The organism is Streptomyces sp. Q2 (genome assembly GCF_056820935.1).
Genome location: NZ_JBXEJE010000077.1, coordinates 1 through 21,345, shown reverse-complemented (window position 1 = coordinate 21,345; position 21,345 = coordinate 1). Strand labels below are relative to the sequence as shown.

The 21,345-nt window shown below is 72.0% G+C and carries 16 protein-coding genes; 10 read left to right on the top strand and 6 right to left on the bottom strand.

Features of this window, described 5'->3' with window-relative positions; translation table 11 throughout:
• Positions 1-72 precede the first annotated feature (72 nt).
• On the bottom strand, positions 73-1,584 hold the full coding sequence (locus ACWBNA_RS45945) for an FUSC family protein (RefSeq protein WP_482710565.1): 1,512 nt from the start codon (positions 1,582-1,584) through the stop codon (positions 73-75).
• Between the two features lie 223 nt (positions 1,585-1,807).
• Here ACWBNA_RS45945 and ACWBNA_RS45940 point away from each other — a divergent pair, with 223 nt between their 5' ends.
• Together ACWBNA_RS45940 and ACWBNA_RS45935 are read left to right on the top strand one after the other, a co-directional pair.
• Positions 1,808-2,284, top strand: a complete 477-nt coding sequence (locus tag ACWBNA_RS45940; RefSeq protein WP_482710564.1) for an Lrp/AsnC family transcriptional regulator — start codon at positions 1,808-1,810, stop codon at positions 2,282-2,284.
• A gap of 19 nt (positions 2,285-2,303) precedes the next feature.
• A complete protein-coding gene (locus ACWBNA_RS45935) occupies positions 2,304-3,005 on the top strand; it encodes an HAD family hydrolase (protein ID WP_482710563.1) in 702 nt (233 codons plus the stop codon).
• 177 nt (positions 3,006-3,182) lie between these two features.
• Here the strand turns inward: ACWBNA_RS45935 and ACWBNA_RS45930 are convergent, their stop codons facing one another.
• Together ACWBNA_RS45930 and ACWBNA_RS45925 are read right to left on the bottom strand one after the other, a co-directional pair.
• On the bottom strand, positions 3,183-4,598 hold the full coding sequence (locus ACWBNA_RS45930; RefSeq protein WP_482710562.1) for an FAD-binding oxidoreductase: 1,416 nt from the start codon (positions 4,596-4,598) through the stop codon (positions 3,183-3,185).
• Positions 4,599-4,712: 114 nt separating this feature from the next.
• Complete coding sequence (locus ACWBNA_RS45925; RefSeq protein ID WP_482710561.1) at positions 4,713-7,316, bottom strand: ATP-binding protein; 2,604 nt, start codon at positions 7,314-7,316, stop codon at positions 4,713-4,715.
• A 302-nt stretch (positions 7,317-7,618) separates the two neighbouring features.
• On the opposite strand from ACWBNA_RS45925, the gene ACWBNA_RS45920 reads away from it, so the two are divergent.
• Entirely contained in the window at positions 7,619-10,423 is a 2,805-nt protein-coding gene (locus tag ACWBNA_RS45920; RefSeq protein WP_482710560.1) for a beta-L-arabinofuranosidase domain-containing protein, read from the top strand.
• Between the two features lie 173 nt (positions 10,424-10,596).
• On the opposite strand, the gene ACWBNA_RS45915 is transcribed toward ACWBNA_RS45920, so the two are convergent.
• The gene (locus ACWBNA_RS45915) at positions 10,597-11,379 is read right to left on the bottom strand and encodes a LysR family transcriptional regulator substrate-binding protein (RefSeq protein ID WP_482710559.1); all 783 of its coding nucleotides are present in this window, start codon (positions 11,377-11,379) and stop codon (positions 10,597-10,599) included.
• A gap of 58 nt (positions 11,380-11,437) precedes the next feature.
• Between ACWBNA_RS45915 and ACWBNA_RS45910 the strand changes: the two genes are divergently transcribed.
• Both ACWBNA_RS45910 and ACWBNA_RS45905 read left to right on the top strand, forming a co-directional pair.
• Entirely contained in the window at positions 11,438-11,827 is a 390-nt protein-coding gene (locus ACWBNA_RS45910; RefSeq protein WP_482710558.1) for a DUF5997 family protein, read from the top strand.
• 60 nt (positions 11,828-11,887) lie between these two features.
• The gene (locus ACWBNA_RS45905; protein WP_482710557.1) at positions 11,888-14,062 is read left to right on the top strand and encodes a TerD family protein; all 2,175 of its coding nucleotides are present in this window, start codon (positions 11,888-11,890) and stop codon (positions 14,060-14,062) included.
• 131 nt (positions 14,063-14,193) lie between these two features.
• Here the strand turns inward: ACWBNA_RS45905 and ACWBNA_RS45900 are convergent, their stop codons facing one another.
• A complete protein-coding gene (locus ACWBNA_RS45900) occupies positions 14,194-15,054 on the bottom strand; it encodes a fructosamine kinase family protein (protein WP_482710556.1) in 861 nt (286 codons plus the stop codon).
• A gap of 241 nt (positions 15,055-15,295) precedes the next feature.
• Here ACWBNA_RS45900 and ACWBNA_RS45895 point away from each other — a divergent pair, with 241 nt between their 5' ends.
• Genes ACWBNA_RS45895 through ACWBNA_RS45875 form a run of 5 tightly spaced genes read left to right on the top strand, consistent with a single transcriptional unit; the run spans position 15,296 to position 20,663 of the window.
• Positions 15,296-16,630, top strand: coding sequence for an ABC transporter substrate-binding protein (locus ACWBNA_RS45895; RefSeq protein ID WP_482710555.1), 1,335 nt, complete (start codon positions 15,296-15,298; stop codon positions 16,628-16,630).
• The gene (locus ACWBNA_RS45890) at positions 16,627-17,532 is read left to right on the top strand and encodes a carbohydrate ABC transporter permease (protein WP_482710554.1); all 906 of its coding nucleotides are present in this window, start codon (positions 16,627-16,629) and stop codon (positions 17,530-17,532) included. The genes ACWBNA_RS45895 and ACWBNA_RS45890 overlap by 4 nt, the downstream gene beginning before the upstream one ends.
• Positions 17,529-18,473 carry a carbohydrate ABC transporter permease gene (locus ACWBNA_RS45885; RefSeq protein ID WP_482710553.1) on the top strand — a complete coding sequence of 315 codons (945 nt, stop codon included), beginning with the start codon at positions 17,529-17,531 and terminating at the stop codon, positions 18,471-18,473. The genes ACWBNA_RS45890 and ACWBNA_RS45885 overlap by 4 nt, the downstream gene beginning before the upstream one ends.
• Before the next feature lie 25 nt (positions 18,474-18,498).
• Positions 18,499-19,407, top strand: a complete 909-nt coding sequence (locus ACWBNA_RS45880) for a 5-dehydro-4-deoxyglucarate dehydratase (protein ID WP_482710552.1) — start codon at positions 18,499-18,501, stop codon at positions 19,405-19,407.
• The gene (locus tag ACWBNA_RS45875) at positions 19,404-20,663 is read left to right on the top strand and encodes a glucarate dehydratase family protein (RefSeq protein WP_482710551.1); all 1,260 of its coding nucleotides are present in this window, start codon (positions 19,404-19,406) and stop codon (positions 20,661-20,663) included. The genes ACWBNA_RS45880 and ACWBNA_RS45875 overlap by 4 nt, the downstream gene beginning before the upstream one ends.
• 330 nt (positions 20,664-20,993) lie before the next feature.
• Here ACWBNA_RS45875 and ACWBNA_RS45870 read toward each other — a convergent pair.
• Positions 20,994-21,345: alpha/beta hydrolase fold domain-containing protein (locus tag ACWBNA_RS45870; protein WP_482710550.1), on the bottom strand; the 352-nt coding region annotated here is incomplete at its 5' end.

The window sequence follows — 21,345 nt, the reverse complement described above, 5'->3', positions numbered from 1 at the left end:
ACGGTAGCAGCCGATCATGCGAGGTCTAGACCAAAAGAGGGAGATTCCTCGGACTGGGGTGGGCCCAGGCTCTCAGGCGCCCACCAGCGGCGAACCCGACGGCTTCCGCAAGGGGGCGGCGAGTTCCGCGAGGGCGCGCTCCAGGCCGTGCAGGTGGGCGAGCGCGGGTTCCGCGGTGGACGGCCGGGGCGCGGGCACCGTGATGTGGTCGCGCGCGCCCGCGTCGAGTCCGTCGCCGATCAGCGCCTCGACCGCGGCCTCGACGCGCCAGCAGGCCGCGGCGAGACGGGCGTCGTGCGAGGCCTCCGGGTCGGCGGCCACGGCGACCAGGCCGCGGATCTCGCGGGCGCAGTCGTCGAGCAGGGCCAGCACCCGGCGGGCGCGCCGCTTGCGGCCGAGCCTCGGGTTGAGCGGGTGCACGAGCGGGGCGACCGACAGCCGAACCCGGCCGAGCAACTGCTCCAGTTCGGCCACCCGGGACACCGGGTCGGCGCTCGCCGAGCCGGCGAGGCGGGTGGCGGCCTCCGCGGTGCACGCGTGGACGCAGCGCAGGGCCCGCCGGATCCAGGCGTCGGTGACGGTGTGGGTGGTGACGGGCAGGACGAAGAGCACCGCCAGCACGGCGCCGAGCGCGCCGATCCCGGTCTCCGCGAGCCGCAGGGCGAGCAGCGCGGGGTCGAGGACGCCCAGGAGGCCGTAGAGGAGCTCCGCGAGGAGTGTCACGCAGAGCATCATCCAGGTGTAGGACACGGCGGCCGTGTAGAAGATGCCGAAGACGCAGGCGGTGAGCAGTACGGCCGTGGGCAGTGCGGTCCCGTGCAGGGGGACGGCGAGGAGCAGGCCGAGTCCGATGCCGATCACCGTGCCGAGGACGCGGCGGAAGCCGCGGACCAGGGTCTCGCCGCGCGAGGTGGTGTTGACGAAGATCCACCAGGTGGCGCCGACGGCCCAGTACCAGCGCTGTCCGGACACCAGTTGGCCCACGACGAGGGCGAAGCCCGCGCCGGCGGTCGCCTGGATCGCCTGGCGGGTGGTCACGCGGGCGAGGCCGGTGCCGCCGGGCGGGACGGGTACGGGGGCCGGGGGCAGGCGGCGCTCGTAGCACCACAGGCCGAAGCGGACGCCCGCGGCGGTGAGCACGGACAGTACGACGGCGGCGTACAGCTCGGGCAGCTGGTCGGTGGTGGCGTGCAGGAACTGGGCCACGAAGAAGGTCATGAACGCGAACACGCCGAGGCTGTGTCCGCGCGGGCCCCAGCGGCGCGCGTACACGCCCGCGCCGATCACGGCGAGGAAGCTCAGGTCCCGGGCCAGGGGGTGGTCGTGCAGTTCGGCCGCGGCGGCCAGGACGGGCAGGCCGACGGCGGGCAGCAGCGCGGTGGTGACGGCCTGGCCGCGGACCGTGGCGTCCGTGACGGTGAACAGGGCGAGCAGCGCGGCGAGACCGCCGGTGACGGCGGCGACGAGGGAGTGCCCGGCGAGTCCGCACAGGACGACCGCCAGTGCGATGCCCAGCACGGCGCGGGTGGCGAAGCGCAGCCTCGCCCGCCCCGGGTCCGGCGCCACGAACACCCTCTTCAGCACTGCTCCCCGCCCTCTTCCGCATTCCGGCTCGCGATACCGGCAGTGAGATGCCGGCATGAGAAAGGCGCCGCGGGATCCGCAGCGCCATCGACACGCTCATCACAGCACCAGGACCCCACCTGGCTCAAGCGGTGCCTAGAATGCTGGACCATTGGCACAGACGAAGCGGTTCCGGCCCGTCCATCGGCGAGCCAACGGACCATGCACGAGGAGGCCGGACGCCATGGCCGTGGACGAGCTCGACACCCGCATCCTGCGGCTGTTGCTGGAGCAGCCCCGCACGAGCGTGCGCGAGTACGCCCGCATCCTCCAGGTCGCCCGCGGCACGCTCCAGGCCCGCCTGGACCGCCTGGAGCGGGACGGGGTGATCACCGGCACGGGACCGTCGCTGTCCCCCGCCGCGCTCGGCCACCCGGTGCTCGCGTTCGTGCACATCGAGGTCACCCAGGGCAACCTGGACGACGTGGGCGACGCGCTGGCCGCCGTACCGGAGATCGTCGAGGCCTTCTCGATCACGGGTGGCGGGGATCTGCTGACGCGGGTCGTGGCGCGGGACAACGCGCATCTGGAGGACGTGATCCAGAAGCTGATCAGTCTGCCCGGTGTCGTGCGCACCCGCACCGAGGTGGCCCTGCGCGAACGCGTTCCGCAGCGACTGCTGCCGCTGGTGGAGTCGATCGGGCGTGCGGCCTTGAAATGACCTTTGAGATCGTGACGTCATGAGCAATCTCGACGGAACTTCGGTCATCTTCGATCTCGACGGAACGCTCGTGGACAGCGAGCCGAACTACTACGAGGCGGGCCGGCAGACCCTGGCCGAGCACGGCGTCCCGGACTTCACCTGGGCGGACCACGAGCGGTACGTCGGCATCAGTACGCAGGAGACCGTCGCCCACTGGAAGGAGCTCTACGGGCTGCGCGCGCCGGTGGAGGAGCTCCTGGCCGCCAAGAACCGCCGCTACCTGGAGCTGGCGCGCGCCTCCGCCTCCGCCTACCCGGAGATGCGCACGTTCGTGGAGCTGCTCGCGGGTGAGGGCGTCCCGATGGCCGTGGCCTCGGGTTCGTCGCCCGAGGCCATCGAGGCCATCCTGGCCGGCACGGGCCTGGACAGGTACCTCAAGACCGTCGTCTCGGCCGACGAGGTCGCGCACGGCAAGCCCGCCCCCGACGTCTTCCTGGAGGCGGCCCGGCGGCTCGGCGCGGACCCGGCCGACTGCGTGGTCGTGGAGGACGCGGCCCCTGGTGCCGCCGCCGCGCACGCGGCCGGCATGCGCTGCATCGCGATCCCGTACGTGGCCGCGCAGGCCGGTGACCCGGAGTTCGCCACGGCGGATCTTCTCCTGCGCGGCGGACAGGCGCAGTTCACGGCACGGGCCGCGTACGACTGGCTCACCGGGACGGTCTCGGCGAGGTCGCGGTAGCCGAGCGACGGCAGTCAAGCCGGGTCACCGACGTTCGTCGTGGGCCTGGTCGGGCCGCGGGCCGACGCGCTGCGGCCCGCGGCCCGGTCCCGTGGTGGGGTCGGTCACCGCCCGTGTATGGCTTGTGTCTTCACCCTTCGCCCTGGTCGCGGGGCGGGGCAGGTGGCCGTGGTGCCCTCAGGGGCGGGCCTGGTACCGCGCCTTCGGCGCCGGCTGGATGTTCTGGTTGAGGCGGAAGACGTTGTCCGGGTCCAGGTCGGCCTTGATGCGGGCCAGGCGGTCGTAGTTGCCGCGGTAGCTGGCCCGGACGCGTTCCTGCCCCTCGTCCATCATCATGTTCACGTAGGCGCCGCCCGCCGAGTAGGGGTGGAGGGCGTCGAAGTAGTCGACCGTCCACCGCCTGACCAGCTCGGCGTTGGCCGGGTCGGGGTCGACGCCGGCGTAGACGGACGCCCAGCGCGCCTCGCGGTAGGCCCAGGGCGTCTCGTCCGGCCCGACGTCGTGGGCGGCGCCGTCGATCGGGTAGAGGTGCATCGTCGACTGCATGGTGGGCGTTTCCGCGCCGAACTTGGCGTGCAGGTCGACGGCCTCGTCCGGGATGTCGTCGACGAAGTCGGCCCGCCAGTACCACTGGTGGCCCGGCGGGTAGAGCCCGTCGAACATGGTCTGCATGTCGGGGTGGGGCATGGGCCCGGGCGCGTGCAGCATCGGCTGCGGCAGGGCGTCGAGCAGCGGGGCCATCTCCCGTGCGGCCGCCTCGGGGTCGGCGCCCGTGTAACACCACACGACGCCTGCCGTCTTGCGCAGCCGGAACTCCTCGGGGAACGGCGGGGCGGGGGGCACCGTGCCGTACAGGAAGAAGGCGTTGAGGTCGCGGGGCGCGGTCGGGAGGAAGTCCCGGTAGGCGGCGAGGACGTCGGCGCTGATCTCGACGGGCCAGAAGGTCGGCCCGGCGACGACGGTGCTCACCTCGTGCAGCCGGAACAGGAACGAGGTGACCACGCCGAAGTTGCCGCCGCCGCCCCGCACCGCCCAGAACAGGTCGCTGTTCTCGTCGGCGCTCGCCCGGACCTGCCGGCCGTCGGCCAGGACGAGGTCGGCCTCCAGCAGGTTGTCGATGGTCAGGCCGCACTTGCGGGTCAGGTGTCCGAGCCCGCCGCCGGTGGCGAGGCCGCCGACCCCGGTGGTGGAGATGATGCCGCTGGGGGTGGCGAGGCCGTGTGCGTGGGTGGCCCGGTCGACGTCTCCCCAGACGCAGCCGCCGCCGACCCGCACCGTGCGGGCCTCGGGGTCGACGTGGATGTCCCTGAGGGGCGACAGGTCGGCGACCACTCCCCCGTCGACGGTGCCGAGTCCGGCGCCGTGGTGGCCGCCGCCGCGGACCGCGAGCGGGAGGCCGTGGGCGCGGGCGAAGCCGATCACGCGGGCGACGGCGTCCGCGTCGGCGCAGCGGGCGACGAGCGCGGGGCGTTTGTCGATCATCGCGTTGTAGACGGCGCGGGCGTCCTCGTAGCCGGTGTCGTCGGGGCCGGTCACGTCACCGGTGAAGCCTGTGAGTTCGCGTCGGGCCGCCTGGGCGGGTGTGCTGGTCATGCGGGTCCCCCATGGTGTTCTGGCGTTGTCGTTTCGGGTCGATCCGCCCGTTCTATTCCGTTCGCGGGGGTGCGGGTATCCGTGACCGTCACCCAGCTCGGGTCCGCCGCATACCTAGGTCTCGCGGCCGTCCAGGAGTCCGAGCTCGCTCGCGCGTACGGCGGCCTGCCGCCGCGTGGGCGCGCCCAGCTTGTCCAGAACCGCGCGGACGTGGTTGTCGACCGTGCGGACCGACACGACGAGCCGGACGGCGATCTCCGCGTTGGTCAGGCCGTCGACGAGCAGCCGCACCACCTGGAGCTGGCGTTCCGTGAGACCGGCGGGGTTGTCCCGGGTCGCCGCGAGGGGCCCGCGGGGGATGTGCCGTACGCCGAGGCCACGCAGTTCGGCGCGGATCAGCCGGGCCTGCGGCTCCGCACCCAGTGCGTCGAGTGCGCCGAGCGCGGTGAGCTTGTCGGCGGGCTCCGCGCTCTGCGCGAGCGCCACGGCGTGTTCGTAGGGGCACCCCGCCGCCTGCCAGAGCTTCGCGGCCCGCCGCCACTGTCCGCGGGCCTGCAGCGCGTACGGATGGTCCGTGTCGTCCAGCGGGACGGGGTGGCCGGCCCGGGTGAGCCAGTAGCCGAGCTCCACGCGGTAGGGGGCGCCCGGCAGATCGCGGGCCAGCGCGTGGACGGGGGCGGCGGCCGCGACCACGCCGGCCGGGTCGCCGCGCAGCCAGGCGGCCTCCGCGCGGGCCGCCGCCACGGGCCCGGTGCGTTGGAGTTCCCGGGTCCGTACGGCGATCGCCCAGGCCTCGTCGAGGAGTTCGTCGGCGCCCGGTGGCCCGCCGCGGCGGATGCGGACCCGGGCGAGGACGGTCAGGGCGGGGCAGCGGGCGGGGACGAAGTCGTGCATCCCGAACTCGGCGTGCTTCTCGGCCTCGTCCCAGTCGGCGGCCGCGAGCCGGCGCATGGCGAGCTCGACGTGCAGATAGCTGAGGAAGCCGAGGTGTTCGGCCCGGTCGGCCAGGTCCATCGCCGGGGGCAGGAAGCGGTCGGCCTCGGCGTACTCGAGATTGTCGAGGAGGGTCCAGATCATGTTGGCGTAGGCCCGGCAGGCGTGTTCGACCTCGCCGGCGGTGAGGGCGACGTCGAGGCTCTCCTCCAACTGGCCGCGCCCGGCGGGGTCTCCGCCGCGCCAGCGGGCCGTGCCGACGTTGTTGAGGGCGTGCGACAGGATCGCCGGGTCGCCCGCTTTGCGGGCCAGGGCGATGGCGCGTTCGCCGTGGGTGACGGCCTCGGCGTAGCGCTCGGACAGCATCCGCAGCTGGGCGGTGTTGCTGACGGCGAGTGCCAGGAGCCGGTCGTCGCCCGCGTGTTCCAGGACGGCGACGGCCTCGCGGGCGGCGTCCTGGGCGGGGTCGGCGTCGCCGGCCCACCAGTGGATGCGGGACAGCCAGCGCAGGTCGGCGCCAAGAGCGCGGATGTCGCCCAGGGAGCGGCGCAGGGCGACCGCGTCCCGCTGGGCGGCGACGGCGGCGGCCGAGTCGGCGATGGTGTAGCACTCCACCGCGTAGCGTTCGAGGAGGTCGGCGAGTTCGGCCGGGGCGTAGCGGTGGCGTTCGCGCAGCACGAGCCTGAGCTGGGCGGCGGCCTCGCGGTGGGCGCCCGCTTCCGCGGCGTCCCTGGCGGCGTCGGGCCCGTACCGGGCGATGGCGTCCCGGTCGCCCGCCCGGGCGGCGTGGTGGACGATGCGGGCGGTGTCGGAGCCGGGCCGGGCGACGAGGGCCGCGAGGACGGTGCGGTCGAGTTCGATGCGGCGGGCGGCCGGCAGGGAGTCGGCGACGGCCCGCCGGATCAGTTCGTGCCGGAACGCCACCCGTTCCGGGGTGACGACCAGCAGGCCGCGCTGCTCGGCCGCCGCCAGTACGGCCACCTGGCCCGCGAGCAGTACGTCGATGAGCGGGCGGTCGACGGCCGAGGGGACGACGGCGAGCTGTTCCAGCGCGGCCACGGTGGCGAAGTCGAGGCCACGCAGTCTGGCGAGCACGGCGTCGACGACGGTCGGGGGCACTCCCCCGGTACCCCCCGCGGCGACGACCTCGGCGACGAAGAACGGGTTGCCCGACGTCACGGCGTACACCTGCGCGGGATCGAGCCGGCCGGCCGCGCTCAGCGTGCGTACGGCGGCCAGGGAGAGGCGGGCCAGGGGAAGCCGGTGGACGCGTCGCACGCGGGAGACCTGGCCGAGGAGGTGGCGCAGGGGGTGCCCGCTGGTCAACTCGTCGTCCCGGTAGGTGAGGACGAGCAGGGCGGGCAGCCGCTCCATGCGCCGCACCAGGAAGCGCAGGGCGTCCAGCGAGGCCTCGTCGGCCCAGTGGACGTCCTCGACGACGAGTACCGCGGGATGCGGTGCCTGGGCCAGCTCTTCGTGCAGGGCCTCGTAGACGCGGTGCCGGTCGCCGCCCGCAGTGACGGCCCGCGCCAGCTCGGCGCCGACAGAGCCGACGAGGTCGCGGAACGGGCCGAGCGGCCGCCGCGTGGCGAGGTCGTCGCACTCACCGACGAGCATCCGGGCCTGACCCGGGAGCCGCTCCGGCATGGCCGCTACCAGGCTCGACTTCCCGATTCCGGCCTCGCCGAAGACGAGCACCACCGATCCGGCCCCGTCCGCCGCCTCCCGGGCGGCCGCGGCCAGTCGCACCAGCTCGGGTTCGCGCTCCAGGATCCCCCGGTTCACGGGGGTGATTCTGCCACCGGTGGCGCCACGAGGAGCCTCGACGGAGTACCCGCCTCACGCACGGACCGGCCCGTTGGAGAACGGCGGGACGGGCCCTTCGAGAACAGCGGGACCGGCCCTTTCGAGAACAGCGGGACCGATCCCTTCGAGAACGGCCGGTCCGGCCCCGGGGAGAACGGCCGGAACTCGAAGCTCCCGCCCCGTTGACCCTCACCCTCACCATCCCTATCGTCTGGTCGATCATCCGCACAGCGTTCGCAATCCCGAACATCCGCATTTCGTGGACCCATGGAGGCGCACACATGGCACCGCCCCTCTCCAGACGGCACCTTTTCCAGGCCGCCGCGCTCGCCGCGGTGACCCCGGCGGTCTCGTACGCGACGACCGGCCGGGCAGTCGCCGCAGTTTCGGAGGAACCGTCCGTGTGGACCGTACGGCCGTTCTCGCTCGAGGCCGTGAAACTGGGGCAGGGCGTCTTCGCCGACAAGCGGCAGCTGATGCTCGACCACGCCCGTGGCTACGACGTGAACCGGCTGCTCCAGGTCTTTCGCGCCAACGCCGGCCTCTCCACGGGCGGCGCCGTCGCCCCCGGCGGCTGGGAGGGCCTGGACGGTGAGGCCAACGGCAACCTGCGCGGCCACTACACCGGTCACTTCCTGACCATGTTGTCCCAGGCGTACGCCGGCACCGGCGAGCAGGTGTTCGTCGACAAGACCCTCACCATGGTCGAGGCGCTCACCGAGGTGCGCGAGGCGCTGCGTCACGACCCGGTCGTACTGAACTCCCCCGGAAAGTTCGGGACTTCGGCGGAGAACGTCCGCGGCTCCTACCAGTACGTCGATCTCCCCGCCGGCGTCCTCGGCGACGCCTCGTCGATCACCCTCTCCGCCTGGGTCAAGCCCACGCACGACGCCAACTGGACCCGGATCCTCGACTTCGGCAACGACACCACGCGGTACCTGTACCTGGCCGCGCGCAACGCCAACGGCGTGCCCCGCTTCGCCATCACGACGAGCGGTGCCGGCGGCGAACAGGGCCTCAACGGCACCGCCGCGCTGCCACTGAACCAGTGGAGCCATCTGGCGGTGACGATCGCGGGCGGCACGGGCACGCTGTACGTCAACGGCACGGCTGTAGCGCACAACACCTCGATGTCCCTGACCCCGGCGGCTCTCGGCGCCCTCGCCCACAACTGGCTCGGCCGCTCGAACTACTCCGGCGACCCGGTCTTCGCGGGTGCCTTCGACGAGTTCAACGTCTGGTCGCGCGCCCTGACCGCCTCCGAGGTCGGCGAGTTGCAGGGCGGCCGGGCCGCCGAGGTCTCCGCCGGCCGGGGCGACCTCGCGTCGTACACCTTCGACGAGACCACCGGCTCGACCTTCGCGGACGCCTCCGGCCGGGGCCTCACCGCCACCCTGCGCCGCACCTGGGGCGCGCCCAGCCATCCCGGGTTCCTGGCGGCCTACCCGGAGACGCAGTTCATCGACCTGGAGTCGCGGACCAGCCCCGACTACACCAAGGTGTGGGCGCCCTACTACACCGCGCACAAGATCCTCAGGGGCCTGCTGGACGCGTACAGCGCCACCGACGACGCACGGGCACTCGACCTCGCGTCCGGCATGTGCGACTGGATGTACTCCCGGCTGTCCAAGCTGCCCGACGCCACCCTCCAGCGGATGTGGGGCATCTTCTCCAGCGGTGAGTTCGGCGGCATCGTCGAGGCGATCGTCGACCTGCACTCGCTCACCGGCAAGGCCGAACACCTCGCGCTGGCCAAGCTGTTCGACCTCGACAAGCTCATCGACGCCTGCGCGGCGAACACCGACATCCTCGACGGGCTGCACGCCAACCAGCACATCCCGATCTTCACCGGGCTGGTCCGGCTGTACGACGCGACAGGCGAGGAGCGTTATCTCAGCGCCGCGAAGAACTTCTGGGGCATGGTCGTGCCGGGCCGCATGTACGGCATCGGCGGCACCAGCGCCACGGAGTTCTGGAAGGCCTCCGGGGTGATCGCGGGGACGATCAACTCGACGACCGCCGAGACCTGTTGCGCGTACAACATGCTGAAGCTCAGCAGGATGCTGTTCTTCCACGACCAGTCCCCGAAGTACATGGACTACTACGAGCGGGCCCTCTACAACCAGGTGCTCGGCTCCAAGCAGGACAAGGCCGACGCGGAGAAGCCGCTCGTCACGTACTTCATCGGGCTGACGCCCGGTCATGTGCGGGACTACACGCCCAAGCAGGGCACCACCTGCTGCGAGGGCACGGGCATGGAGAGCGCGACGAAGTACCAGGACTCGGTGTACTTCCGGAAGGCCGACGGCACGGCCCTGTACGTCAACCTCTACAGCCCGTCCACGCTGACCTGGGCGGAGAAGGGCGTCACGGTCACCCAGACCACCGACTACCCGAGGGAGCAGGGGACCAAGCTGACCATCGGCGGCGGCCGTGCCGCCTTCGAACTCCGGCTGCGCGTGCCGTCCTGGGCGAGTGCCGGGTTCCGGGTGACGGTCAACGGGCGTGCGGTGTCCGGCACTCCGGTTCCCGGGAGCTACTTCGCCGTGTCCCGGACGTGGCGCAAGGGCGACACCGTGCGCGTCTCCATGCCGTTCCGGCTGCGCGTGGAGAAGGCCCTCGACGACCCGTCGTTGCAGACCCTCTTCTACGGCCCGGTCAACCTCGTCGCCCGCAACCCGGCCACGGACCACCTGCCGTTCGGCCTGTACCGCAACGCCGCCCTCTCCGGCGACCTGCTGCCCACCCTCACGCCCGTGAGCGGCAAGCCGCTCCACTACACGCTGGACGGCACCGAGTTCGCCCCGTTCTCCGAGGGGACGGAGGACCCGACGCACGCCTACTTCCGGCGTGCCGAACCGCGCGTGGTCTTCGCCGCCGTCGACTCCGGGGTGGCCAACCCCGCGAAGGCGGACGGCACCACGCTGCTGGACGAGATCTGGGCCGCGGCACCGTTCCGCGGCAAGGGCGCGCTGGTGTCCCGGGTGCGGTCCACGGTGGACGCGTGGGTGTCGGCCGGGCTGCTCGCCCGGGCCGACGGCGACAGGGTGGTGAGTACGGCGCGGGAGGCGTCCTTCACGTCCTGATCGATGTGCGAAGCCCGGTGCCGGAGGCCTTTGTCGGCTCCGGCACCGGGGTCCCGCGTGCGCCGCGCAAGGCGGACGTCATCGTGGCGGGGGTTCGCTTCCTGCGGGCCCTGATCGGAGAAGTGGCCGGCCGGTGGTGGACAGCCGACATCTCACGTCCTGATGGACTGTTCCTAGGACCGGCGTCGGGGCTTGCCGCGCCGCGCGCCCTTCCCCGTGGAGCCGCCGGAACCACCTGCACCGCCCCGGGCGCCCCTGCCCGCCGACCTGCCCGCGGCCGGCTTCCGTGCCCCGCCCTTCGGTTCGGCCCGCTTGCGCTCGGGCCGGGCCTCGGCCGGGGCCTGGGCCCGTCCGCGCGTGCTGTTGACCGTTCGGCCGCGGACGATTCCGATGAAGTCCTCGACGAGGTCGGTCGTCGCCTCCTCGGGCCAGGCCAGGGCGACGTCGGACTGGGGGGCGTCCACGAGGGGGCGGTAGGTGAGGTCCTTGCGGTGGTGCAGGCGGGCCAGGGACTGCGGGACGACGAGGAGGCCGATGCCCGCCGCCACGAGTTCGACGGCGTCCTCGGTCGTGGCGGGGCGTTCGAAGGCGGGCTGTCCGGGCGGTTGCTCCCATTCGAGGACGTCGTCGAGGGGGTGCAGCACGATGTCGTCGGCGAGATCCTCGGCCGTGACCTCGTCGGCCGCCGTCACGACGTGGTCCTTGGGGACCACGACGACCGTCGTCTCCGTGTAGAGGGGGATCGCGCTGAAGACCGTACGGTCGACCGGGAGCCGTACGAGCGCCGCGTCCGCGTCGCCCGCGCGCAACACGTCGGATGCCTCGGCGGCCGGCACGGCGATGAGCTCCAGGCGGACGTCCGGCAGACGCTCCTGCCAGATCCTCACCCACTTGCCGGGGGTCACTCCAGGGACGTACGCGAGCCGGAACGAGGGGGATGCTGGCGAGCCTGTCACCACGCCAGGCTACCCGCCGTGGTCGGACGTCTTGTGCGCGGTCGATAGTCTTGCCACCATGAAGTCGCACCAGAGCACCCAGACGATGAAGCCCGCGACCGCGGCGAAGAAGCTGGGTGTGTACCTCCCGGCCACCCCTCAGGAGTTCCAGGACGGGGTCGTCACCCGCTCCGAGCTGAACGAGCTGCAGGCGAACCCGCCCGCGTGGCTGCAGGAGCTGCGCAGCGACGGCCCGCACCCCCGCCCGGTCGTCGCGGCGAAGCTCGGCGTCTCCATCGCCGGTCTGGCGCGCGGCGGCGTCACGGAGCCGCTGACCACCGAGCAGATCGAGGCGCTCAAGCGGGAACAACCCGAGTGGCTGGAGAAGGAGCGCGCCACCCAGGCCGAGGTACGCAGGGAAGCGGTGCGCATCAAGGAGAAGAAGGCCGAGCAGGACCAGCGTTCCTGACTCGAACACCGGTCGAAAACTCCGGTGCGGTGGCGTGCGCCGTTCTGCGATCATCCCGGGATGGTCGAGAGTCTGGAACCGCTGGTCGTCCGGCACACCCACCGTCTCCCCTCCCCCGCCGGACCCGCCGGTACGGGGGACGTCGCGGCGCGGCAGTTCGACGCCGCGCTGATGTCCGTCGGCTTCAAGCTGTCGGCACCGCTGCTGGAGCGCCTGTCGGGGTTGTCCGAGGGCACGGTCGTCGACACCGCCGCGCGCACGCTGCGCACGGTCCGCGAGATGGTCGGCGACCACGTCGGGCACAACGTCTACTTCGTGGACTTCCCGGCCAACGTGCCGGACACCTTCGACTTCTGGATGCGCTGCATCACCGAGGCACTCGACGACGGCGAGGCGCGGGCCGGTGTGCTGGAGCAGCTGCGCCGGGGTGTGGTCGACCTGCTCACCCTCCCGTCCTACGGCCGCTACCAGCACACGTACGCCGAGATGCTCGCCGTCCACGACGAGCTGATCGCCGCGGCGGGCGACCGGATGACGGTGCTGCACCTCGGCGGCACGCTCGACGACGAGGTCACCGGCCTCTACCTGGCCCTCGCCGGCAGCACCACGCCGCTGGGCGAGGAGGGTCTGGCCGACCTGAAGGCGCTCGCGGAGCAGTGCGCGAGCGGGCCCCAGCCGGAGGCGATCGTGGTGCGGGAGAACCGTGCCGTCGTGAACGAGGCCCGTCTGAAGGTGGGCGCGGACCTGCTGCTGGACACCGTCACCGACGTGCTTCGGCTGGCGTGCGCGCTGTCGGGCGGTGACGTGACCCTTCAGGAGCGGACGCGGTTCCGGTCGCTGTCGCGCCCGGTGCGGCGTGCGCTGCTCGCCGGTCTGGACGCCGTCGTCGCCGCGGTCCCGGCCAAGCTCGCCGACGTCCACGCGCACCGCGAGGAATTCAAGCGCCTCGGCGAGCGGCTGCACCCGCACGAGTACCCGCGCTGGCCGCGGGCCGCCGAGGTGTTCGCCGTCGCGCGGGGTGAGAAGGAGGCGCCGTCCTTCGAGAGCCGGGTCGAGGAGCTGCTCGGCGGGAACGAGGTCGCCGGGGCGGCCGAGTTGCTGAAGTCCGCTCCGGGCAAGCTGTTCCGTGCCCTGGACCACCTGCTGCGCACGGCGCCCACGCGGGAGGAGCGCGAGTCCGTCGTGGCCGCCGCCGAGCAGGTCGTGCCCAAGGTCTCCGGACGGGTCGTGCTGTCGGTCCGCGAGCACCTGCACAACCGTGCCGGGGACACCGGCCGGCGCCGCGTGTTCGTCAACCGCCTCGGCCGCGCCTGGGTCCACGACGACGACCGCGCACCCCTTCCGGCACCGGAACGGGACCGTCTGATCTCCGCGCTCGACGTGGAGCTGCGCCGTCGGCTCCCCGCGCCGGGGCACCTGCTGGTCGACCCCGATGTCCTCGACGTGGCGCTCCCGCTCAGCGGGAAGGCGACCGCGGCGGGCCTCGGCGTGCTGCCGCGCGGGTCGGTCTCCCCGGTCGACGGCGAGCTGCTGCGCTTCTTCGTGTACTGGAAGCAGACCGAGCGCAACACCGACTACGACCTGTCGGCGCTGATGCTGGGCGCCGACTACGAGACGGTCTCCTGGCTGTCGTACACGAACCTCACCGCCGTGGACGGCGAGCACTCCGGTGACGTCGTCGAAGCGCCGGAAGGGGCCTCGGAGTTCATCAACCTGCGGCTCGGCGCCGTGCGGGGCGCCTTCATCGTGCCGCAGGTCAATCTCTTCTCCGGGGAGGGCTTCGAGGAGGTCGAGGAGTCGTTCTTCGGGTTCATGCTGCGGGACGGCGAGCAGAAGGGCCGGCCGTTCGAGGCGCGCACGGTACGGATGAAGTCGGAGCTGCGCGGGCCCGGCCGGGTGGCTCTGCCGCTGGCGTTCGTGCGGGGCGAGGACGGCCGGTGGCGGGCCAAGTGGCTGCACCTGTACCTGAAGGGCACGCCGACGTCGAACCGGGTCGAGGGCAACCGGGTCTCGGTCGCCACGCTGCTGCGTGGCATCGTCGAGCGCGAGCAGCTGACGGTGCGGTACCTCACGGAGCTGATGGCCGACGGCGCCGCCACCGGCATGACGGTGTGGGACGGCACGTCGGTGCCGGACGGGCCGGTCACGTACATCGGCCTGGAACGCCCCGAGGGGCTGCACCCGGACTCCCGGATCATCACGCTCGAAAATCTGCGCGACCTGATCCCCGACTGACTGCTAGCGTTGACCACGGCGAGGCCATGAAGGGGCTTCCTTCTCAACTCCTTGAAACTAGTCCCTTCGCTTTCCTCGCCCTCGACGTCACGCCGGAAGGCGTTGCTCGTACGACGGCCCTGGCGCGCTGATCAGCGCGCCAGGGCCGTTCGTGCTTGTACGAGGGCCTTTTCGGCGTAGCCGCGGCCGAAGAGCACGGTGTGCACCAGGAGCGGGAAGAGCTGGTGCAGCCCGATGCGGTCCGCCCAGCCGTCGGCGAGCGGCGTCGCCTGCCGGTAGCCGTCCAGCACCTGGTCCAGGTGGGGGCAGCCGAAGAGGTGGAGCATCGCCAGGTCGGTCTCGCGGTGGCCGCCGTGCGCGGCGGGGTCGATCAGGTGGACCTCGCCGTCGGTGCCCCACAGGACGTTGCCGCTCCACAGGTCGCCGTGCAGCCGGGCGGGCGGTTCGGGCGGACCCGCCAGCTCGGGCAGGCGCGCGCAGACCTCTTCGATCACGGTGGCCTCGGCGGGGCGCAGGGTGCCGTCGTCGACCGCGCGGCGCAGATAGGGCAGCACCCGGTGCTCGGCGTACCAGGCCGGCCAGTCGGTGCCGTCGGCGTTGCGCATCGGGGCGCGTCCGATGTACGCGTCCCTCGGGCCGCCGGGCGGCGGGGCACCGAACGCGGGTGCCCCGGCGGTGTGCAGGGCGGCGAGGTCCCGGCCGAACCGGAGCGCCGCGCCGCCGCTGGGCCGGCCCCACGGGACGCGGTCGACGACCAGGCGACGCTCGTCGTGGCCGTGGACGGTCGGGACGCGGACGGTCCCCGCGTCGGCGAGCCAGCGCAGTCCGGCCGCCTCGGCCTCGGCCGCGCCCGGCTCCTGCCCCGACTTGACCACGACCACCGGCCCGCCGTCGAGGGTGACTTCGGCGAGCGTCCCGGACAGCGGGCGCACCGCGGTGACCGGGCGCCCGGTCAGGCGCGCCGCAACGGCACCCGGCTCCTCGCGCGTCATGTCGTACCGAACCGTTCCTCGTCCGCTTCCACCGCACGCAACACGCCGGAAACGGTAGGCCGCCGGTCCGCCCGTGACAACGCGTCCTCCGTGGAAAGCGGCTCACAAGGCCGTCACCCGGGTGTGTGTGACGCTGGTGAAATGTTTCAGCTACTCATTGACATGTGGGTGAAATGATTCGTAGCTTGGGCGATCATTTAGATTCGTGAAGCAAGTTCACGGATATGAACGGAGAGTGCCCATGGGCGATCGCCGACGAAGTCGCCGCCTGGCCGCCGCGCTGGCCGCAGCCGGATTGATGCTCGGAACGGCCGCCTGTGGCTCCGGTTCCGACAGCGCCGGGGGCGGCGACCCCAACACGCTGGAGGTGTGGACCCGGAGCAATCCGGACTCCGCCGCCACCTACGACCGTGTCTTCGCCGCCTTCACCAAGAAGACCGGAATCAAGATCGACTATCAGCCGGTCGTCAACTTCGACCAGCAGCTGCAGAGTCGGGCGTCCACCAAGGACCTGCCCGACGTCATGATCAACGACACGGCCCTGATGGGCAGTTACCAGAGCCAGGGCCTGCTCAAGCCCATCACCCCGGACGCGATCGCGGGCCACGGCCAGATCACCGACAAGTCCTGGTCCTCCACCGTGGGCATCGACGGCAAGCACTACGGCATCCCGTACTCCCGCCAGGCCCAGACCCTGATGATCCGCAAGGACTGGCTGCGCAAGCTCGGCCTCCAGGCGCCCACGACCTGGCAGGAGATGCTTCAGGTCGCCAAGGCCTTCGCCACCGAGGACCCGGACGGCGACGGCAAGGCCGACACCTACGGCATGGTCGTCCCCGGCAGTGCCCAGAACGGCTACGCCGCCTGGTGGGGCGCCAGCTACCTGTGGCAGGGCGGCGCGAAGATCATCGAGTCGGACGGCAGCGGCGGCTACCGCCCCGCCATGGACTCGGCGGCCGCCGTACGGACGGTCACCTGGCTGAAGGACAACCTCTTCTGCGGCGCCGAGAACGTCGTCCAGCCGGGTGCCCTCACGGCCATCACCAGCAACGCCACGAACTTCCAGGACGGCAACGCGGGCATGTACCTCACCGGCCCGTACAACATCACCACCTTCGACGCGACGCCCGGCAAGGCCACCTACGAGGTCGTGGCCGCACCGGCCGGCCCCGCCGGGTCCGACGTGCTGGCCGACGGCGAGAACGTCTACTTCGGCGCCAAGACCGGCAAGGCGAAGCAGGAGCAGGCGCTGGCCGCGTTCCTGATCTCGCCCGAGGGCCAGCGGATCGCCATGACCAGCGTCGACGGCCATCAGCCGGTCGTCCGCATCCCCGTCAACTCCGCCCTGGACGCGGCGACGGTGCGCGACGACCCCCGCTGGAGCGTCGTACAGAAGGCGTACGAGGACACCTCGGAGCAGTTCCCGAACGCGCCGGACTTCGCCCCGATCAAGCAGGACACCGCGGACAGCCTCAACGCGATCTTCACGTACTGCGGAAGCGACGTCACTTCGAGCCTGAAGGAACTCAACGACACCCTCGCCGGTGACCTCAAGGACCAGGACCTGTTGAAATGACCGCGACCGTCACCACGCCCCAGCGGCGCAGAGTTCTCACCAAGAAGGCAGCACTCCCCTGGGTGTTCCTCGCCCCCGGCCTGCTGCTCGCCCTCGTCTTCAAGTTCCTGCCCATGGGCAAGGGCATCTGGCTCAGCTTCTTCGACGTACGGCCCTTCCTCGGCGACAAGTGGGTCGGGCTCGACAACTACACCCGGGTCCTGACCGACCACCGCTTCCAGGACGCGATCGGCAACACCCTGCTCCTCGGCCTCGGCCAGTCGCTGGGCGCCATCGCCGTCGGCTTCCTCCTCGCCCTGCTCCTCGAGGGCCAGGCCCGCTCCCTGAAGGTCATGCGTACGGCCGTCTTCCTGCCGGTCGTCACCGCGACCGCCGTCGTCGGCGAGATGTGGCGGCTGCTGTACTACCCGACCTCCGACGGACTGATCAACCACGGCCTCGGCTTCCTCGGGCTCGGGCCCACGCCGTTCCTCGACAACCCGGACACCGCGCTGTGGGCGACGATGGTCATGGCCATCTGGATGCTCGCCCCCTACAACATGGTGATCATCCTCGCCGGCCTCGCGGGCGTGGACCGGACCTTGTACGAGGCCGCCGCGATGGACGGCGTCTCGCTGTGGCAGCGGCTGCGCCACGTGACGCTGCCCGCCATCCGTCCCGCGCTCGGCATCGTCCTCACGCTCGCCGCGATCCGCGGACTGCGCGTGTTCACCGAGGTGTACGTCCTCACCGGCGGCGGCCCGGCCGGGTCCACGGAGGTCTGGATGACCCGCGCCTACACCCTCGGCTTCACCCGCAACGACATCGGCGGCGCCTCCGCGGCCTCGGTGCTGCTGCTCTGCGTGACCCTGCTGCTCACCGTCACGGTCAACTACTTCCGCAAGAGGGGAGACGTGCGATGAGCGCACCCGCCATCGACACCGTCCGCACGCCGGTGCCCGGTTCACCGGCCCAGAAGGCCTCGGCCAAGCAGCGGGCCACCCCCGCCCGCTTCGACACCGCCCTCGGCTGGAGCGACCGGCCGGGCGTGGGCTGGGCGTTGCGGATCCTGCTGTGCGCGATCGCGCTCGGCGTCTTCGCGGCGCCGTTCCTGACGATCCTCTCCGGCGCCTTCACCGCGCACGCCAGCGGCTCGTCGCTGTCCTTCCTCCCGCACGACAACACGCTGCAGAACTTCACGGTGGCGGGCGAGCGCGGGATCTGGGACTACTTCACCAACTCCCTCGTCATAGCGGGCGGCGCGCTGCTGCTCCAGCTCGCGGTGTCCGTGCTCGCCGCGTACGCGCTGGCCCGCCACAGGTTCCGCGGCCAGGCGCTGATCCTGACCCTGTTCATGCTGACGATGATGCTCCCCGAGGAGGTCATCGCCATCCCGCTGTCCCTGGTCCTCGGTCACGTCCCCGTGGTCGGCGTGGACCTGAAGGGAACGGTGTGGGGCGTGATCCTGCCCCTCGGTGCCTGGGGCTTCTCCGTGATGCTCCTGACCGAGTTCATGAAGGACATCCCCACCGAGATAGAGGAGGCCGCCCGCCTCGACGGCGTGGGCGAGTTCAGGATGCTGTGGCAGGTCGTCCTGCCGCTGTGCAAGCCCGCCCTCGGCGTGGCCGGCGTACTCGGCTTCGTCATGATCTGGGACCAGTACCTGCTGCCCCTGATCGCCTCCAAGGACCCCACGGACTACACGGTCACCGTCGCCCTGTCCATCCTGCGCACCGACCCCGAGGTCGGTTCCGGAGTGGTGCTCGCCGGTGCGGTCATCGCCCTGATCCCCAGCCTGATCGTCTACCTGCTCCTCCAGCGCTCGCTGGTCACCGGCATCGCCGCCGGGGCCACCAAGGGCTGACCAACCCCCCACGTTTGAGGGAGACATGAAGTTCCACGGAGTACTGTTCTTCCCGGTCACGCCGTTCGCCACGGACGGATCGCTGGACGAGGAACGGCTCGCCCGGCACATCGACGCGGGCGTCGCGGCCGGTGCGGGCGGCGTGTTCGTCGCCTGCGGCACCGGCGAGTTCCACGCGCTGACGCCCGAGGAGATCGAGCGGGCGACACGGATCGCCGTCGACACGACCGGGGGGCGGGTGCCCGTCCTCGCGGCGGCCGGCGGCCCCGTCCCGGTCGCCCGCGACCAGGCGGCCCGCGTCGAACGCGCCGGCGCCGACGGCATCCTGCTGCTGCCCCCGTACCTGGTGAGCGCCCCGCAGCAGGGCCTGGTGCGGTACGTCAAGGAGGTCACCGAGGCCACCGGCCTGCCCGTCGTCTTCTACCAGCGCGGCAGCGCCCGGCTCACCGAGTCCACGGCCGCCGAGATCGCCGCCCTGCCCGGGGTCGTCGGCCTCAAGGACGGCCTCGGCGACCTCGAGCGGATGCACCGCATCGTCCGGGCCGTGCGCGCCCTCCCGAACGGTGGGGACTTCCAGTTCTTCAACGGCCTGCCCACCGCCGAGATGACCGCACCCGCCTACCGCGGCATCGGCGTCGACCTGTACTCCTCCGCCGTGTTCGCCTTCGCCCCGGAGATCGCCCTGGCCTTCCACCGGGCGCTCGCCGAGAACGACGAAGGGCTGGTCAACACGCTGCTCGACGAGTTCTACGGCCCACTGGTCGAACTCCGTGACGAGGTCCCGGGGTACGCCGTGGCGCTGGTCAAGGCGGGGGTGACACTGCGCGGCCTGGACGTGGGCGGCGTACGGGCGCCCCTCGTCGACCCGACGCCGGAGCACGTCGCCCGGCTCGCGAAACTCATCGACCACGGTCTGGAGGTGACCGGCGCATGAGCAGGTCCGGTGACACGAGGATCCGTGAGCTGATCGTCACCCCGATCGCCTTCCGCGACCCGCCGCTGCTCAACTCCAACGGCGTCCACGAGCCCCTCGCCCTGCGGGTGATCCTCCAACTCGTCCTGGAGGACGGCACGGTGGGGCTCGGCGAGTCGCCGGGCGGCACCGCCCGCCTGGAGCGGCTTCAGGCGGCGGCGAAGGTGGTCGTCGGCATGGACGTCTTCGACACGACGGCCGTCGCGGCCGCGATCGACGCCGCCCTGCTGCCGACCGTGCCCAGCTCCCACGAACGCGGCTGGACCACCTCCGCGGTGGAGGTCGCCTGCCTCGACGCCCAGGGCAGGCTGCTCGGGCGGCCGGTCGTCGACCTGCTCGGCGGCGCGGTGCGGGAATCCGTGCCGTTCGCGGCGTACCTCTTCTACAAGTGGGCCGAACACCCGGCCCTCGCCGGCCGCGCGGCCGTCGGCGACGACTGGGGCGAGGCGCTGGACCCGGCCGGGATCGTCGAGCAGGCCCGGCTGATGCAACAGCGCTACGGTTTCCGCTCGTTCAAGCTCAAGGGCGGGGTCTTCCCGCCCGACGAGGAGATCGCCGCGATCAAGGCACTGGCTCAGGCGTTCCCCGGTCAGCCCCTGCGCCTGGACCCCAACACGGCCTGGACGGTGCAGACGTCGACGTACGTCGCCCGGGAACTTGACGGCGTACTGGAGTACCTGGAGGACCCGACCAGGGGCATCCCCGATATGGCGGCGGTCGCGCGGGAGGCGCCGATGCCGCTCGCGACCAACATGTGCGTGATCGCCTGGGAGCACCTGAAGCCGGCGATCGAGCAGGACGCGATCCAGGTCCTGCTCACCGACCACCACTACTGGGGCGGGCTGCGCCGCACCCGTGAACTGGCCGCCGTCTGCGAGGCGTTCGGGCTCGCGCTGTCCATGCACTCCAACTCGCACCTGGGCATCAGCCTCGCCGCGATGACCCATGTGGCGGCGGCCATCCCCCACCTCGACCACTCCTGCGACACGCACTACCCGTGGAACTCGGCCGACGACGTGATCGTCCCGGGTGCGCTGGAACTGCGCGACGGCGCGGTCCAGGTGCCCACCGGGCCCGGTCTCGGCGTGGAACTCGACCACGACGCCCTCGACCGGCTGCACCGCCTCTTCGTGGACTCCGGTGTGCGCACGCGGGACGACACCGGTTACATGCGGCGGATCCAACCGGAGTACGAGCTCAAGCTGCCACGTTGGTGACGGAGTGCGCCCAGCCCTCGACGAGGCGGACGGTTGTGCCTCGTGGAGGTGGCGCCCCGGTTTCCCGGCCAGTGGTCGACGCGTGAGCCGGACATGTGCGGGGTGCCGCGCGTCGGCTGGGTGCGGTGGCGCAGGTGACGCTCGCTGTGCGGGCGTACGCCCACCGCTCCCGGGTCGGTGTACATCCCGGCGTACGACCGGGCGATGACGTGGTCGGGCGCGCCGAGCCGACCCAAGGGACGCGGGGAACTGCGCGACCAGCCCCCACACACCCGCACCCGGCACGCCACCGAAACCCGCCCCTCACCGCCCGTGCGCGCCCCGCGGCCGTCAGGCGGTGCCCAGCGCGGTGCGCAGGGTGCTGACGGCCTGGTTGATGGCGGCCTCGGCGGCGTGGGTCTCGCGCAGGGCGTTGAGCATCACGAAGTCGTGGATGATGCCCTGGTAGCGGACGGCCGTGACGGGGACGCCGGCCTGGCGGAGCTTGTTGGCGTAGGCCTCGCCCTCGTCGCGCAGGACGTCGGCCTCGCCGGTGATGACCAGGGCCGGGGGCAGGCCGGTGAGCTGGTCGGTGGTGGCGCGCAGCGGGGATGCGGTGATCTGGGCGCGCTGCTGCTCGTCGGTCGTGTACTGGTCCCAGAACCACTGCATGCCGTCGCGGCGCAGGAAGTAGCCTTCTGCG